Raw genomic sequence first — 15,721 nt, forward strand, 5'->3', positions numbered from 1 at the left:
CATACAAATAATTGTTTTTAAAAAACCAGCCCTCAAACCATACCACTATATACCGGTTATTTTACATATATTTATCGCCTTATATTCTTTAGCATGAAAATAATATCCATCAACAAAAGACAGAATCTCCCAAAATACAAGCAAATCATATTGTCCATAGAAATATCTATAGCCGAAAAACGTTTAAAAAGAGGAGACAAACTACCTTCTGTCAATAAAGTTTCCATTGAATTCGGAATTTCGAGAGACACCGTTTTATTAGCCTATGACGAACTCAAAAAAAGAGGGATCATTTATGCCATTTTAGGAAAAGGTTATTATGTAAAAAGTGAAGACTTTAGTTTTGAACAACGCATTTTCTTATTGTTCGACGAATTAAACGCCTTTAAGGAAGATCTTTACAATTCGTTTATGGAAACCATCAATCGAAATGCACAAATAGATATTTTCTTCCATTATTTCAATCCCGAAGTTTTTAAAAAACTCATCCATGACAATAATGGAAATTATTCCAAATACATCATCATGCCTACCAATTTGGTCAATGCGGCATCGATAATCAAAACATTACCTGAAGAAGATGTATTTATTCTGGATCAAACCAATGCCGAATTAAAAAACTTCCCTTCGGTACACCAGAATCACACTAAAGACACCTACAACGCCTTAGAATCGGGCAAAAACAAAATTGAGAAATACAAAAAACTAATCTTGATTTTCTCCAGTTACAAACAACCTATTGGAATGAGAGAAGGCTTTATCGATTTTTGCAAGAAACACCAATTTCACTACGACATCATCTCTAATTTTGAAAATAACGAAATCCAAAAAGGAGACCTTTATATCATCCCCGATGATCGCCATCTGGTAAACGTTATCGAACAATCTAAAAAACAAAAATTGCTTATTGGTCATGATGTTGGCATCATCTCTTACAATGATACTCCATTAAAAAAAGTTGTTGCAGAAGGAATCACGACCATATCCACCGATTTCAAAGAAATGGGACGCATACTGGCCGAATTAATCCTCAATCATAAAAAAGAACAAATAGAAAATAAAAGTAGTTTGATAGTGAGAGGGTCTTTGTAAAAATAAAGGAGTAGTGTATAGCTATTTCAAGACAAAACAGTTATATTTATTGAAATTACTTCATTTAAAGAAGAGATATAACTACAAGAAAAAGAAACTATAAAATAGTGGCAAACAAAAGTTTCAACTATTGTTAACATAAAAAAGGAATGACAGAAAAATCAACAAATATTACAATAAGAGTCAACAATCATTCTAGTATTCCCAAATACATTCAGGTAGCAGATAGTATCTCAGAAGACATTTTGAATGAAAACATTAAAAAGCAACATCGAATACCTTCCATAAATGATCTTAGCGACTCATCTGGATTGTCTCGTGACACTATTGAAAAGGCATACAAAATCCTTCGAGACCGTGATTTAATTTTTTCGGTTAAGGGTAAAGGATATTTTACGGCTGACGAGAATTCTGAATCCAAGAGTACTATTTTTTTTCTGATAAATAAACCCAGCTCTTATAAAATGGAAGTCTACAATGCCTTTGTCAATACAATAGGCAATAAGGCTGATGTTGATATGTACCTCTATTATTGCGATGAACAGCTTTTTATTAATGCACTAAAGAAAAACATCAATAGCTATAATTATTTCGTGATTATGCCTCACTTTAAGAGTAAAGCTAAAAATCATGTTTGTTATACACCAAAAGTAATCAAGGCTATTGAAACAATTCCTAAAGAAAAACTCATAATAATAGATAACTCATACACTGAAATTTCAGGTACTTTTGCAGTCATTTATCAGGATTACAAACAAGACATTATCCACGCACTGGAAGAAGGTCTTGAGAAACTAAAAAAATACAAGAAAATAATTTTAGTGTACCCTACTAAATTGGTATTCCCCTATCCAACAGGAATTCTTGTTGGTTTTATTAACTTTTGTGAACGATATGATTTTGAATTTGAAATTCTGGACAAAATTTATGATGATCTGGAATTCGAATCTAAAGAGGCTTATATTACTATTGAGGAGGAAGATCTCGTTCATTTAATACAACAAATTAGGGAGAAAGATTTGGTTATGGGAAAAGACGTTGGCGTGATTTCATATAATGAAACTCCCTTAAAAGCACTTTTGGGTATTACAGTAATCAGCACTGATTTCAAAGGGATGGGTGAAGCAGCTGCAAAGCTTGTACTTAGCAACAAAAAAGACATTTCAAAAAATCCGTTTAATTATATCGAACGCAATTCATTATAAGAAACTTGCAATCAAAGCCTAGCTCGCGATTTGAGATCTTCAGATTACAATTATTCTCGAAATACTTGACTTGTTGTTTGGCTCCCAGATTGTCAAAATAATAGCTGGAGAATTGAGGTTGTTGGGGTTTCGATAAAAAAAGGAGCACAATATGTTTCACATAAGTGCGCAATGGAGTCCCCCTTTTGCGGGACGACTGGAACAGCCGAGCGAAACAAAGCAAACGACCGGAGTGAGACCGATTGATTGCTTCGCCTGTTCGAGCAATGCTCTCGGGTGTCCGTGATTTTACAATGATTTAATTTTTAATCCATTCAACAAAAGTAAAAACAGAAAAAGCCCTTAAATTCTTCAAAAAAATAAGATTCAAGAGCTTGTTTTTATTTCAATAACGCGAATTTATTTTCAAGTTTAGTAAGCCAATTTATCCTTTTCTCTAAGGATACCATCTTTACCATATTATAGCTTATCCACTTTCTGTTTTTAAAGCCTATCTTCCAAAAAGTCCCTAACAACATTGCTTTTTTTATAGCATTCCCAAAAATAAGCCAGTACAAATAGTTAGGTGTATTCATCGTTGTAATCATCGTAACACCTTTTATATTGTCCCACAACGGCGTCATTCTTGTATTACTTACATTTGTATAATCATAGGCAACACCCGGAAAAATAACTTTGTCTACGAAACCTTTTGTCATTGCTGGCATGAGTTCCCACCAAATTGGGAATATAAACACTAAATGATCGGCAGTTTTTATCCTATCATTGTATTCTATCACTTTTGGATCTACTGGATTTTTGTCTCGAAAAGCTTTTAAATCTCCTGCTGTCATTACTGGATTGAAATTATCCTTATCTAAATGAATAAGGTCTATTTGGTGATTGGCTTTTATAAGCCCGTTTGTAACTGATTGCAAAATTGCGTTACAAAAACTCCCATCATAAGGGTGATTAAATATTATTGCTACTTTCATTTTGTGTTATTTAAAATTTATGACACAAAAGTCAGCAGTTAAAAATAGCTGAACGATAACAATTGTAAAGAAATGCTCAGCGTCTGTTTCTAATACGACTTAGTGAAACGGAAGTTATCCCTAAAAAAGAAGCGATGTAATGTTGAGGCACTCTAAGTAAAATTTTAGGATTGTTTTCTAATAGCTCTAAGTACCTTTTTTCAGGATTATCTTTGATACGCGAAAGAAATAATTTTTGATAGAAAATCAATCGTTGAAAAGCATGTTCTTCTACTTGCTGTTTAATAGAGGTTGAAGTTTCGATCATTGTCTCAAAATCCTTTTTAGAAATGGAATGTATGATGCAAGGTTCAATACTTTCGATTGTAAATAAACTAGGTTGATTTGTCCGGAAACTTTCAATTGATGAAACACTTTCTCCTTCAAAAAAAAATTGAAAAGTTATATCCTTTCCATTATTATTGAAACACACTCTTAAACATCCTTGTTCAATATAGAATGCTTGTTTAGAAATTTCACCTTCATTTAAAAGAATTGTCTTTGCTGGAATTTCCTGACGCTTAAACAAATGTCTAAATTTATCCCACTCAATATTGTCATACATAAAATTATCCATCCTTAAAATTGACTTTAGTTCTTCGCGGGCTTGATACCACTAAGTCGCATAAATATATAACAAAATCATATAAAGCTCTATAATTCAAGAAGAACAGTACAATAAAATTTATTTTTAAATAAAATCGCATTTGAATAAAACACAAAATATTTATTTCTTATCATCTAAAATCCCAGATATTCTGGATGGAAATTTGTACAGGACCTATTAAACCTGAAGGTAAAAGCGGTGTATCTTTTTCAAAGAAATCCATAGTACAAAAGGTAATACGATTTTTACTGGGACGTGGCGTATTGTTTTTAACCCAGTCAGGAATTTCCAAAAGATTTCTTCCAATTGGAATATTTGGATCAACATACGTAAATGTACGCATAGCCCCCCAAAGACAATCTTCAGGTTCTAATTTATCGCCAATAATACGGTTAGGCCACAAATTAGTTACTTTTACTTCCAGCTGATTTTCTCCTGCTTTACAAAATTTAGTAATATCAGCCACAAAAGGAGCTTTCCAGATTAATTGTACTGTTTTTCCATTTACGATTACCGTAGCAATATTTTTAACTTCTCCTAAATCGAGTAGTATTCGCTTATTGGATTTTAACTGTCTTGAATTCAGTTTTAATGATTTTTTATATTGTGCGGTACCTGAGAAAAATTTAATTCCCGAATCAGTATGTAAGGGCCAGGAAATAAGTTTATCAAAATGAGCTGATGCGGGAGCACCTCGGTTTTCCTCAAACTGTACTTCCCAATTTTCATTTAACAGTATTGCCTCCTCATTCTGCTTTTGCTTTAGAGCAACTTTTCTGTCATTTTGTACAGACAAATTATAAGTCCCTTTTTTATTTAAAATTAACTGATTCTTATTTGATAAATATGTCCCAATATTTTCATCTATCCCATTAATTGAGAGATTTTTTATTGCAGCAGTCTGATTGTTTATTTGATTTCTAAAAACAATAAAGCAAGAACCATTACCTTCTAAATTGAGACTTACATCAGTTCTACCATTTTTATTTTCCCAAATTAAAGCATCAATAATTTCTCCTGTAACCGGATCCCATATTTCGGGTTTCATGCCATCTATCCTAAAACTGATATTAGTTGTAATTTTATCTTTTGATTTATTTGATATAAAATAATAGTTCTCATTTCCATCATTACGATGAATCCAGGCAATATTTTCTTTATCATTTAAGACTTCTACATCCTTTGCAATATTTTCCAAGGCTAAAGCTTCTTCGACTGAATAACCAACATATACTTTACCTTTTCCAATTTTTAGCAGTTGTTTTTTTAGTTTATTGTTACTTTCAAAAGAACCAAAAAGGCGTTCGCTAATATCGACTACTTCTTTATTCCTTGTTTCATAATTATTCAATCCAGAACTTCCTGTAAATCCATTACCCACTACAATAGCTCCTTCATTTACAAGAGTTTCAATTTTTCTTGCAAGCTCTGGTTCTATTTTGGGTTGATTTGGAAGTATTAATATTCTATAAGACATTCCATCGCCAAGAGTCAGGGTATTATCTTTAACTTTAAAACGTGTCAATAATTCTTTTTCGCTACAAATATCTGCTTTAAATCCTTCTGGAATAGGGGTGTTTTTTTGTCGTTGCAATTGTAAATAACACACATCTCCAACAAACAATCCTTTTTGTAATAGCAACTGACATCTGGTTACATACTGAATCCACTTGGCAGCACCATGATTCCACCATGTTTGTCCTGGACCAAATTGCGTACCCCACCATCCCATTACCATTCCTGGTTTCAGGTTTGGCCATGGTTGATGCGCACTGGCATGAAGTGCAAAAAGATTGACTCCTTCACAAAATGCCTGATCTCCTGTAGCCTTCAAATCAGCAAAATCATTCTGAAATGCATATTGTGGCTGTCCTGTAAAGGCTTCTGCAGCGACTATTTTTTTACTATTCACATGCGAATTACTCGAAACTGGCAAAATACTATCCCACCCCCATGTAGCGGGTTTAGTCCAAAATTCACACATATAAATATCTCCAATACCTCTAATTGAAGTATCGTCAAAATTTTTCTTTCCTGTTCCATAAGGCTCTACCAAAAACTCCATCCCTGGCGTTTTATGAACCAACTCTTCCAGATAACCATAATAATTATCTGCAAATAATTCATTGATGGTTCTTTGCCAATCGTTTTTAAAACGTTTCGAAACATTTTCTGATTCAACCGTATAACCGGCAATAACTGCCAGCCATGGATACAAATCATATCCTCGGCGTTGTTTAAATTCCGCCGGCATCTGAGAAGTCCAATCCTGACTTCCAGCTTCGTAGCTATCAATTTCTATTCGTTTGAAACTTTTTCCTGCATGTTTATCGGCCATCTGAATTAATTTCGCAGGATACAACGCCCAAAATTTATCTAATGCTTTCCTGCTCATTTTATCAACTTCTAAACCCTGACCAGATACTGGTCCCGTTAGATTTATATGTCCAGTTGTAGTATGACCGAAACGCAACACAATCCATTCTCCTTTAGGGAGCGCTTTTTTTAGTTTGTTGGAACTATCAATTGCATCCGTTAAAACAATAACATTTTCTTTCTTTAAAATCACATCATTTTTAGGAATAGCAATTAAACAAATATCCTGATAATAATTCCATTTAGCATCGATTTCAGCTTTAGGTAAAACAACTCCTTTTGATGATTTTCCTGAAACTGTGGTTTTGGACCAAATTAATTTTTGCATGGAATCCGCTACTTCTATTCCTGGTGCTCCACTTGAACTCCATCCAGGACAATTATGCGTTCCAAAATCCATTCCTAGACGTTGGCATTCATCTAATGAGAATTTCATTAAATCATTCCATTTATCACCTAAAACGGTAATATTTGGATCGGTAATATCAGCTTCAGAACCTCCAATTAAAAACTGTTGCACATTTTTTATCCCCACTTTTTTATATGCTTCTAAATCGGATGTAATCCCTTCTTTAGTCACACAGCCATTCATCCATTGCCATAATACATAAGGACTTGGACCATTTGCATTTTTAAATTGTGTTGCTATTTCGTTATTCTGACTAAAAGCAGTAAAAACATTAAAAAAATAGAAAAACAATAAAATGTATTTGACTTTTTTTTTGGAATTATTTAAACTCATATTATATAATTAAATTCGTTTTCAATTCTATTTATCAAGGTAAACTAAAATAGTTTTAGTATTTAAAAAATCATTCAAGAATACACTACTATTTCATTTAAGTATAACAGATAAATATTTACATATCATACAAAAAAACATAACTTTTAAAAAGCTAAATCAACAATCTTTTGTTTTTATAATTTACAAAACAATATAAAAATAGATACTATCAAGTTATTCACTTAATAGTACCTATTTACACAAACTATAACCAAACTAAACCTATTTGTTTTATATTATTGCCAACCATCTGTTTGTGATAGTTTATTATTACTTTGCTGAATTTTATACTCAGGAATTGGAAATAAAGCAGGACCAGGTGTTTTACCAACCGATTGTAGGGCTTGATTCCATTTCCCAAATCTAATTAAATCTATTCTTCTATATCCTTCAAAGAATAAATCCCATCCTCTTTCTTTCAAAATTGCAGCTGCAAAAGCATCTTTAGTTGCCGTATCACCTGCTGACAAATTATTCAAACCACCGTGCTTAGAACGAACTGAATTGACCATCCCAATAGCTTCAGATGTAGGCCCATCCTGATTATTGATTGCTTCTGCCAGCATCAACAAAACATCAGCATATCTTGCCAACGGAATATCATTACCACGAGCAAATGAAGAAGTTTCAACATCAGGATACTTCATAATAACTGCTCCACTCATATTAGATCTATCTCTTGTACCTCCGGCAGGAATTCCTCCTCGATTATTAACAGCTAAATAACTAGGAATCAATAATTCCCTTCTTTTATCCGCAGGATCGAAAGAATCATAAAACTCCCAACTTGCAGTAAAAAATGCATTTGGCCCCAGCCAACCTCCATTTTGGGTAATTCCAGGAAAATCTACTGGATAGCAATACCAACTGTATGCATTCATGTTTCCTAAAAGTCCTCCTCCATTAGCAGATGCATCAGTTGAAATGGCATAAATAGTCTCCGTATTTCGCTCAGTTGATGGTACAAACAAGCTTTTGTAATTTGATACAAGGTTATAGCCTAAATCTACTATTTCTCTACCTACTATCTCAGCATTTGACCAATCCTTTTCATTTAAATAGGTACGCATTAAATAAGTAAGCGCAAGTCCTTTATTAAAACGCCCATATTGACTAGGTGATTTTTCAAGAACATTGGCTGCATCAAGTAAATCTTGAATGATTCCATTTACATATGTACCTCTTTCTGGTCTGGTAAGATTTTTTTCAGCATCAGTTCCTATCAAATTAGCATCTAAGATTACGGGTACTGGGCCATACATTGTTAAGAGATGGTACATTAAAATTCCTCTTGCCGTTTTTGATTCGGCAATGAATCGTGCTTTAGCTGTTTCAGAAATTGTTGTAGCCTTTTCTAAGTCACCAATTATTGTAGTTATTTTGGAAATATATCTAATTTTCTCAATATGACTCCTAGTGTTTTCATTCTTTAATATCAAGAAATTGGCTTTACTTATTTCCTGGAATAAACCTTGCGCTCCAGCAACTGACATAAGATCAGTACAAGCATCATTCAATTGTACATTTGAATATTCATAGCCCCAAAATAAATTTTGAGAAATCCCACCGTCAGAATATCCCCATTTAGAAGTAAATGGTTTGTAAACTTCTAGAGTATAAAGTTCATATTCGGATTCCGTTTTTGGAAAGTTTGCAGGTGTTAAACTACCGTATATTTCAGGATCTAACCCATTATCACATCCAGTAAGAAGAGCTAAAAGACTAAAAATAATTATTATTTTTTTCATGATTTTTTTAATTAAAAGTTTACATTGATTCCTAACGAGCATGTTCTAACCATAGGATAAGGTGCAGCTAAACCAGCACTATTTCCTTGTGAGTCTACTTCAGGATCACCAATTTCAAATTTTGTGAAGACAAATGGATTCTGCACGTCTACGTAAAAGCGTAAATCTTTAATATAATTTTTTAGCACTTTTGAATTAAAGTTATACCCTAAAGTGATGTTTCTACATCTTACAAAGTCTCTTTTCTGAATTCTCACATCAGTTCCTACTGGCAAGGCTAAAGAAGACTCATTATAACTTACTCCCGGATATTTACCATCTGGATTAGAAGCAGACCAAACTTGATTTATTTCTCTAATTCCTGCTTGATCTTTTGTAACAATTCTCAATGGATTTGTCCAAGAAAGCAATTGGTTGTTTCCATAAGCACCAAATTGTCCATAAAAAAATACGGAGAGATCAAAATCACCATAATTAAAGGTATTTCCTAATCCAATATTTATATCAGGGGAAGCATTAAATCGAACTATATCTTTTCCGTCAATCACTCCATCATTATTACTATCTACGAAAATTGGGGAACCAGGATATGAAGCTTTAGCAGGTTGATAAGCCGGAACTGCTTGACCGATTTGTAAAATCCCATTTGTTTTGAATGCATAAATAGAATTAACAGGATCATTAATACCATCATATGGAATTCCCTGATAAGTAGATTGTACATAATTTGGAAATCTATCTTTCCATCTAAAATCAACATGTGATAAATTTAAAGTGGTAGACCATTTGAATTTATCGCTTTTATAATTCTTTGTATCTAGAGTAATATCCCATCCTTTTCTTACCTGATGAGCTCCATTTATAGGTTGCGTGGCTAAAAAACCTAGAGGATCCGTACTTGCATATGTAATTAATCTAGTCACATCATCCCTAAATAAATCAACACTTAATGAAACTCTATTTTTAAATAAAGTTAAATCCATTCCAATATTCTTCATAATGGTTTTAGGCCAATTTAATTCAGGGCGATCTATATTACTTAAAGTATATGGAATATAAGAAACTGAACCATCATTAAAGCGAATCGCATAACTATCAGGAATATATGCAGCATAAGCACTACCTACGAAAGTTGAAGGTATTGCACCTGTAACCCCTATACTCCCTCTAAATTTCAACAAATCAATGCATTCAATATTTTGTAAAAATGATTCTTTAGATGCTTTCCAAGCAAAAGAAGCTGAAGGAAAAGATGCAAACTTATTTTGAGGAAAAAAGCCGCTATATCCATCATGTCTAATACCTAATTGCAATACATATTTATTTAATACCTCAAAAGAGCTTCTTGCAAAATAGGAGCGTGTTTTGGATTTTTCTTTATAGGAAGATATTGTAGTTTGAGTGGTTGCAGAACCTAAATTAGCCGTGTTAATCGCATCTAACATTCCTGCTCCAGCTGCTCCAAAACCATAAGATTCTTTTGGATATTCACCTAATCCAAAAACAGCATCAACTACTACATTATCATTTAAAATAGATTTTTTTAAAGCTAATGTTGCCTCATAAGTTTGCCATTGTCTCTTGGCTTCGTTAAAAGAACCACGTGCTGTATTTTGTTCAAAATAAAAAGTTGATTTAGGCACAAAAAAATCTCTTGTTGATGTTTCTGCTGTATTTCCATAAATCAGTTTTCCAGTTAAAACATCTGGAATGATAGCAATGTCCAATGAAAGATTGGTCAAAAATGATGTGAAATTAGTCTTATCCTTTATATCAAGAAGTGATACTGGATTACCAATATTTGCAAATCGAGAAAATTCACCATTAGTATTATATACAGGTAAATTTGCTGGGTAAGCAACAGCAGCTTGAACCCCTGCAAATGATTGCGCACCTGCTCCACCTGTTGACCATCCCGACTGAGTATTACCAAATTCGGCTTTTGAAGCATTAAAATTAGTGTTTAATGTCAAAAACTTATTTATTTTAAAAGAGAGATTAGCTTTACCAGTAAACCTTTCCATACTCGAATTTACAACATTACCTTGTTGATTGAAATAACTACCCGAAGCATAATAAACGAGTTTTCCACTACCTCCATTAATACTTAGTGAGTGATTAGCAATAGAGCCCACTTTTAAAACCTTATCGAGCCAGTTTGTATTAAATTCTGGGTTCTGAATATCCTGCTCAGAAAATGGGCTATACGCACCATTATAAGCAGCTAAATCAGGTGTCTTAGTTCCATAAGGAGTCATCGCATTGTCAAATAAAAATTTATCTTTCGAAAACATATTATAGGTTTTCATATATTCAGAAGAACTTAATGTTTTAAGATACTTCATGTTATTAACAACTGAAGTACTTCCATTATAGTTAATTCTCATTTGTCCTTCTTTTCCTTTTTTAGTTGTAATTAAAATTACCCCATCTCCAGCATTTACTCCATAAATGGAGGCACTTGCATCTTTAAGTACTTCTATTGATTCAATATCCTCTGGACTAAGCCCTGCAAAACCACCTCTACGAACATTGTTTAATTCATTAGCAATGTTACTATTACTTGCTTCTAGTCCTGTTGTAGGCATTTGAATTCCATCAATAATGATTAATGGATTTCCTCTTCCTCTAATAGAAATATCAATGTTACCACCAGGTTCTGAACTTGTTTGTCTAGCCTGTAAACCTGCAGCTCTTCCTGCCAACAATTGATTGATCGAGCTATTCGCTGCTTTAGGAATATCTTTTGTTTTTATTTGAGAAACAGCACCAGAAACATTTTCTTTCTTTTGTGTACCATAACCAATAACTACAATTTCATTAAGACTTGAGACTTCAGGTTTAAGAGATACCGTTATATCTTTTTGGGAATCTACCAAAACTTCTTTCTGGACATAGCCAATAAAAGATATTAACAGGACGTCTCCTTTAATTGCTTTGATTGAAAACTTACCTTCAAAATCTGTAGTTGTTGCATTTGTAGTTCCTTTTTTAAGAATTGATGCTCCTGGTAAAGGCATTCCAGTTTCATCAACAACTTTTCCTGAAATGGACAATTGTTGAATTTCCTTAGGAGTATCTGGCGATTTTTCCTTTACTATTACGGCATTGTTATCTGTTATTACAACGCTAAAATGACCATTTGATAAACTTCTATTAAGCAGTTTGTTTGTGTTTTCAACTCCTTTTTTGACCTTTATTTTTGGTAAATCCTTAAACAGTCCTTCTTCATAGAAGAATTTATAGTCTGTTTGATTCATGATAATATCAAAGACCTGATCGACTGTCAATGTTTTATCTTCCTCGATTTTAACCTTCGAGTTTTGCGAGATGAGATTAACAGGAGATAGGGCAAAAATGGTTGTGCAACATAAAAAAATATATGTTTTCATAATAATCATTAATAGCCGTTTTCCAAAGAGAAAAAACGTATTGGTTAATTTAATTTCCATAAATTTGTGCATTATTAGTTAGTTAATAATTTTAATTAATTGATAGTTATACATTGAGGATAGGGCTTTATACTTTTGCGGGTTTTAGACTTTATCCTCTTTTTTTTGGTTCTTTTTTTATTTCATTAGTCGTAAATTTTATTGGTTAGTAATTTATTTCAGTATTATGGTTTTGTTCTTTATTTCATAATTATTTATTGAATAAGATTTCATAATTGATAAGATTTCATCAATACTTTGATTCTTTTCCAAAGTCCCTTTGAATTTTATCGATTCTAAATTTTTATTTTCAAAAATTACCTCAACGTCGTACCATCTGGAAATTACTTTCATAATATCTTTTAACGGTTTTCCTTTAAAACTAAATATGCCATCTTTCCAAGAAATTTCACTATAGACATCTACTACAGATACTTGGATACCATTAGTATTAAGGTTAAGATTGGACTGTTCTGATGGCTTTAATATTTTCTTTGTCAATTCTGTTTTAATTGATACTTTTCCTTGTACTAAAGTGGTATAAATGTTAGCTTCATCTTTATAAGCTTTTACATTAAATTCTGTCCCTAAGACTTCTATTTCTTGTGATTTATTTAATACTTTAAATTTAGATCCTTTATGGCTGGTACTTGGAGAAACTTCAAAATAGGCTTCACCATAAACTAACTCCACTTTACGAACAACTCCATCAACAAATGATACAGGAAACTTTAATTGCGTTTCTGAATTTAGCCACACTTTGGTACCATCAGCCAAAACTAAATGAAATTGTCCTCCTCTTGGAATGGTTAAATAGTTAAATCCGATTTCATCCGTTTTTGATTTACCATCTTTATAAACGATATTTTCACCATTGCTATTGGCATTTTTAGTAGTGATTGAATTCCCTTTTTCTAAAGTCACAACAGAACCGTCCTCTAAAGTTAAAGTAGCTTTGTCAGTACCTGGTACTATAACCGTATTCGCATTTACAATTGGGGAAGTAATTTCAACAGGATCTTGGAATACACTTTCTTTGAAAAAATAAGTCATCATTAAAACACCGACTAAAATTGCAGCTGCTGCGTATTTATACCATGGCTTTTTAAAGAGTACAAAAACGGGCTTGTCTTTTTGTTCCTTAATCTTAGTTTCGATTGACTTCCAGGCTTTATCTTTATTTATTGCGGAATATCCCTCAAATTTATCAATTAGTTTTTTTATTTTAAGTTTCTTAGAGAAGGGGTAATCATTATAAAATTGATCTAATTGTATTTTATCAGAAACTGACAAAATTTTTAGAGATTTTTTTATTTTTAACTTTGCTATTTGAAAAATATCGATCATAATATCTACAGTGTATATATTAAGAACAACTAAGTTGTAATAAGGTACTATTAAAAATTAGATTTTTTTTTCGATAGTAAAAAAAAGAACCAAATAAAATAGCAAAATCACAATTTAAAATCAATCGTATTGCTATAACTATCTCAAAAAGATTAAATTGAGGATATTGATATAAAAAGTTTGAAAAAAGAATATTTTTTTAATTCAATAAAAAATAAATGATTGCACTCAAATCCTGGAATTGTTCTCTTAATATAGTATAGGATTGAGATTTTAAGGTCTTAACTGTTTGGAGTTTGATTTGTAATTCTTCTGCAATTTCATTGTTTTTAAGTCCTTTAAGACTCAATTTAATGATTTGTTTTTTCCTTTCAGGAAGTACATCTATAGCTTGGTACAACTGACGCACAATCTCTTCTTCAAGTACTTGTTCTAAAAACAGATTGTCGTCCTCTAATGATATCACTACATTTTCAGCGTATTTATCTTTTACTTTATTATGCTTGATAACATTATAGCATTTATTGCGAACTGTTTTATATAAAAAGACTTTTAACGAAGTTTCATCTGGAAATGTTTTTTCTTTTTCCCATAAACCTACAAATACGTCCTGAACCAAATCCTCGCATTCATCTGTCAAAATCAAAAAACGATTAGCATATTTTACGAGTGCTTCGTAATATGTATCAAACATTTTTCGTAAATCACTTTTAACAATAATATTCCTTTCAGCTACCAATAGAAACTATTTAATATGGTTTAATAATTACAAATATATAAATATAACCCATTTTGACTATCCTGCACTTACATTACACATTATAAAGTAAACTCATTCTGTCATTCATTAGGATGTACAAAAAATCACATTAAGTGCATTAGCTAGATTCCATACTACCAATCGACCCCGAAAGTAAATTTCTTTGTTTCCTTTATTTTCTTTAATATCAAGAATGTTTTATTTCGGCATAGTGTATCGTTTATAATATAACTTCTAGAGTATTTCAAATCCAATTTTCGGAGATCTTACCTATACCCCAGATTGAATAAATACTCTATTTGTATATAAAAACAAAGACTGCGAGAAAATTAGGTTAAATTTTCATAACAGCAAACTTATTGCATTAAATTTACGCATTAAATTATTTTCTTGAAAAATCAATTCTTATCTTTACGACTTTAAAAAATATAGGTTACAAATTATATGGATTCGAATTTAAAACAATATTATGATTTCGTTGAAAATGGTGATAAAATTTACCTGCCCCATTTTACACTGGAGTGCGTCATTTTTGGTTATGAAAACAAACAACTAAAAGTATTGCTCACAAAGTTAGTAGGTATTGGTTGGGGAGTACCCAGTGGCTATGTAAAAAGAGAAGAATCATTGACAGTTGCTGTGAATCGAATTTTAAAGGAACGCACAGCTCTTGACAACATCTTTTTAAAACAGTTTCATACATTTGGAGATAGTAAGCATCGTATTAAGCCACAAGAATATGAAAGTGGGATTGACGTATCTATGACTAAAGGAACTTGGTTAGCTGAACGAACGCTCTCTATTGGTTACTATGCTTTAATGGATTGTTCAGAAGCGGATATAAAATTAGATGTGTTTGTTGAAGATTATAAATGGGTTGATGTGAATGAAATTCCAAAAGACTTATTGTTAGATCATAATGAGATAATAGATTACGCATTAATGACTCTTCGCAATCAGATATTCCATGAGCCTATCGGATTTGAATTATTACCGGAGAAATTCACATTACCCGAGATTCAAACTTTATACGAAACAATTTTAAACAAGAAGTTTGATAGACGAAATTTTCCAAATAAATTACTTGCACAAGAAATTATTGTTAAACTGGATGAGAAACGTAATATAGGCCAACATCGTTCCCCTTTTTTATATAAGTTTCACAAAGAAAATTATGAAAATGCTTTATCCGAGAGAACGGCTTTAGTACTTTAATTTTATCAAAAAACATACGGAGGCGATCTCTAAAAAATAATTACAATTAACTCTTCACCCTATTTCGCTTAAACGAGATAGGGTTTCTTTTTCATTATTACTCAGTCCTACCTACATTAAATACGTTTTAGATTAAATCTAAA

The 15,721-nt window shown here is 32.1% G+C and carries 10 protein-coding genes; 3 read left to right on the forward strand and 7 right to left on the reverse strand.

Annotated elements, in window-relative coordinates; genetic code table 11:
• The first annotated feature begins 93 nt into the window (after positions 1 to 93).
• On the forward strand, positions 94 to 1,092 hold the full coding sequence (locus EOD40_RS00495; RefSeq protein ID WP_128192944.1) for a GntR family transcriptional regulator: 999 nt from the start codon (positions 94 to 96) through the stop codon (positions 1,090 to 1,092).
• A 149-nt stretch (positions 1,093 to 1,241) separates the two neighbouring features.
• Positions 1,242 to 2,297, forward strand: a complete 1,056-nt coding sequence (locus EOD40_RS00500; RefSeq protein WP_128192945.1) for a GntR family transcriptional regulator — start codon at positions 1,242 to 1,244, stop codon at positions 2,295 to 2,297.
• Between the two features lie 380 nt (positions 2,298 to 2,677).
• Here EOD40_RS00500 and EOD40_RS00505 read toward each other — a convergent pair whose 3' ends face one another.
• The 7 genes from EOD40_RS00505 to EOD40_RS00535 all read right to left on the reverse strand — a co-directional run bounded on the left by EOD40_RS00505 (position 2,678) and on the right by EOD40_RS00535 (position 14,297).
• Positions 2,678 to 3,271: an NAD(P)H-dependent oxidoreductase gene (locus tag EOD40_RS00505; RefSeq protein WP_128192946.1), complete on the reverse strand. Its 594-nt coding sequence runs from the start codon at positions 3,269 to 3,271 to the stop codon at positions 2,678 to 2,680.
• 76 nt (positions 3,272 to 3,347) lie between these two features.
• The gene (locus EOD40_RS00510) at positions 3,348 to 3,887 is read right to left on the reverse strand and encodes a Crp/Fnr family transcriptional regulator (RefSeq protein ID WP_164905422.1); all 540 of its coding nucleotides are present in this window, start codon (positions 3,885 to 3,887) and stop codon (positions 3,348 to 3,350) included.
• Positions 3,888 to 4,047: 160 nt separating this feature from the next.
• Entirely contained in the window at positions 4,048 to 7,035 is a 2,988-nt protein-coding gene (locus EOD40_RS00515; RefSeq protein WP_128192947.1) for a glycosyl hydrolase, read from the reverse strand.
• Positions 7,036 to 7,313: 278 nt separating this feature from the next.
• Positions 7,314 to 8,825 carry a RagB/SusD family nutrient uptake outer membrane protein gene (locus EOD40_RS00520; RefSeq protein WP_128192948.1) on the reverse strand — a complete coding sequence of 504 codons (1,512 nt, stop codon included), beginning with the start codon at positions 8,823 to 8,825 and terminating at the stop codon, positions 7,314 to 7,316.
• Positions 8,826 to 8,836: 11 nt separating this feature from the next.
• Positions 8,837 to 12,217 carry a SusC/RagA family TonB-linked outer membrane protein gene (locus EOD40_RS00525; protein ID WP_164905423.1) on the reverse strand — a complete coding sequence of 1,127 codons (3,381 nt, stop codon included), beginning with the start codon at positions 12,215 to 12,217 and terminating at the stop codon, positions 8,837 to 8,839.
• 213 nt (positions 12,218 to 12,430) lie between these two features.
• On the reverse strand, positions 12,431 to 13,549 hold the full coding sequence (locus tag EOD40_RS00530) for a FecR family protein (protein WP_164905424.1): 1,119 nt from the start codon (positions 13,547 to 13,549) through the stop codon (positions 12,431 to 12,433).
• Between the two features lie 253 nt (positions 13,550 to 13,802).
• Positions 13,803 to 14,297 carry an RNA polymerase sigma-70 factor gene (locus EOD40_RS00535; protein ID WP_128192951.1) on the reverse strand — a complete coding sequence of 165 codons (495 nt, stop codon included), beginning with the start codon at positions 14,295 to 14,297 and terminating at the stop codon, positions 13,803 to 13,805.
• Between the two features lie 510 nt (positions 14,298 to 14,807).
• Here EOD40_RS00535 and EOD40_RS00540 point away from each other — a divergent pair.
• On the forward strand, positions 14,808 to 15,578 hold the full coding sequence (locus EOD40_RS00540; protein ID WP_128192952.1) for an NUDIX hydrolase: 771 nt from the start codon (positions 14,808 to 14,810) through the stop codon (positions 15,576 to 15,578).
• The last annotated feature ends 143 nt before the right edge of the window (positions 15,579 to 15,721 follow it).

The sequence above is a fragment of the Flavobacterium sufflavum genome (genome assembly GCF_004016525.1).
In the GTDB taxonomy this organism is placed as follows: Bacteria; Bacteroidota; Bacteroidia; order Flavobacteriales; family Flavobacteriaceae; genus Flavobacterium; species Flavobacterium sufflavum.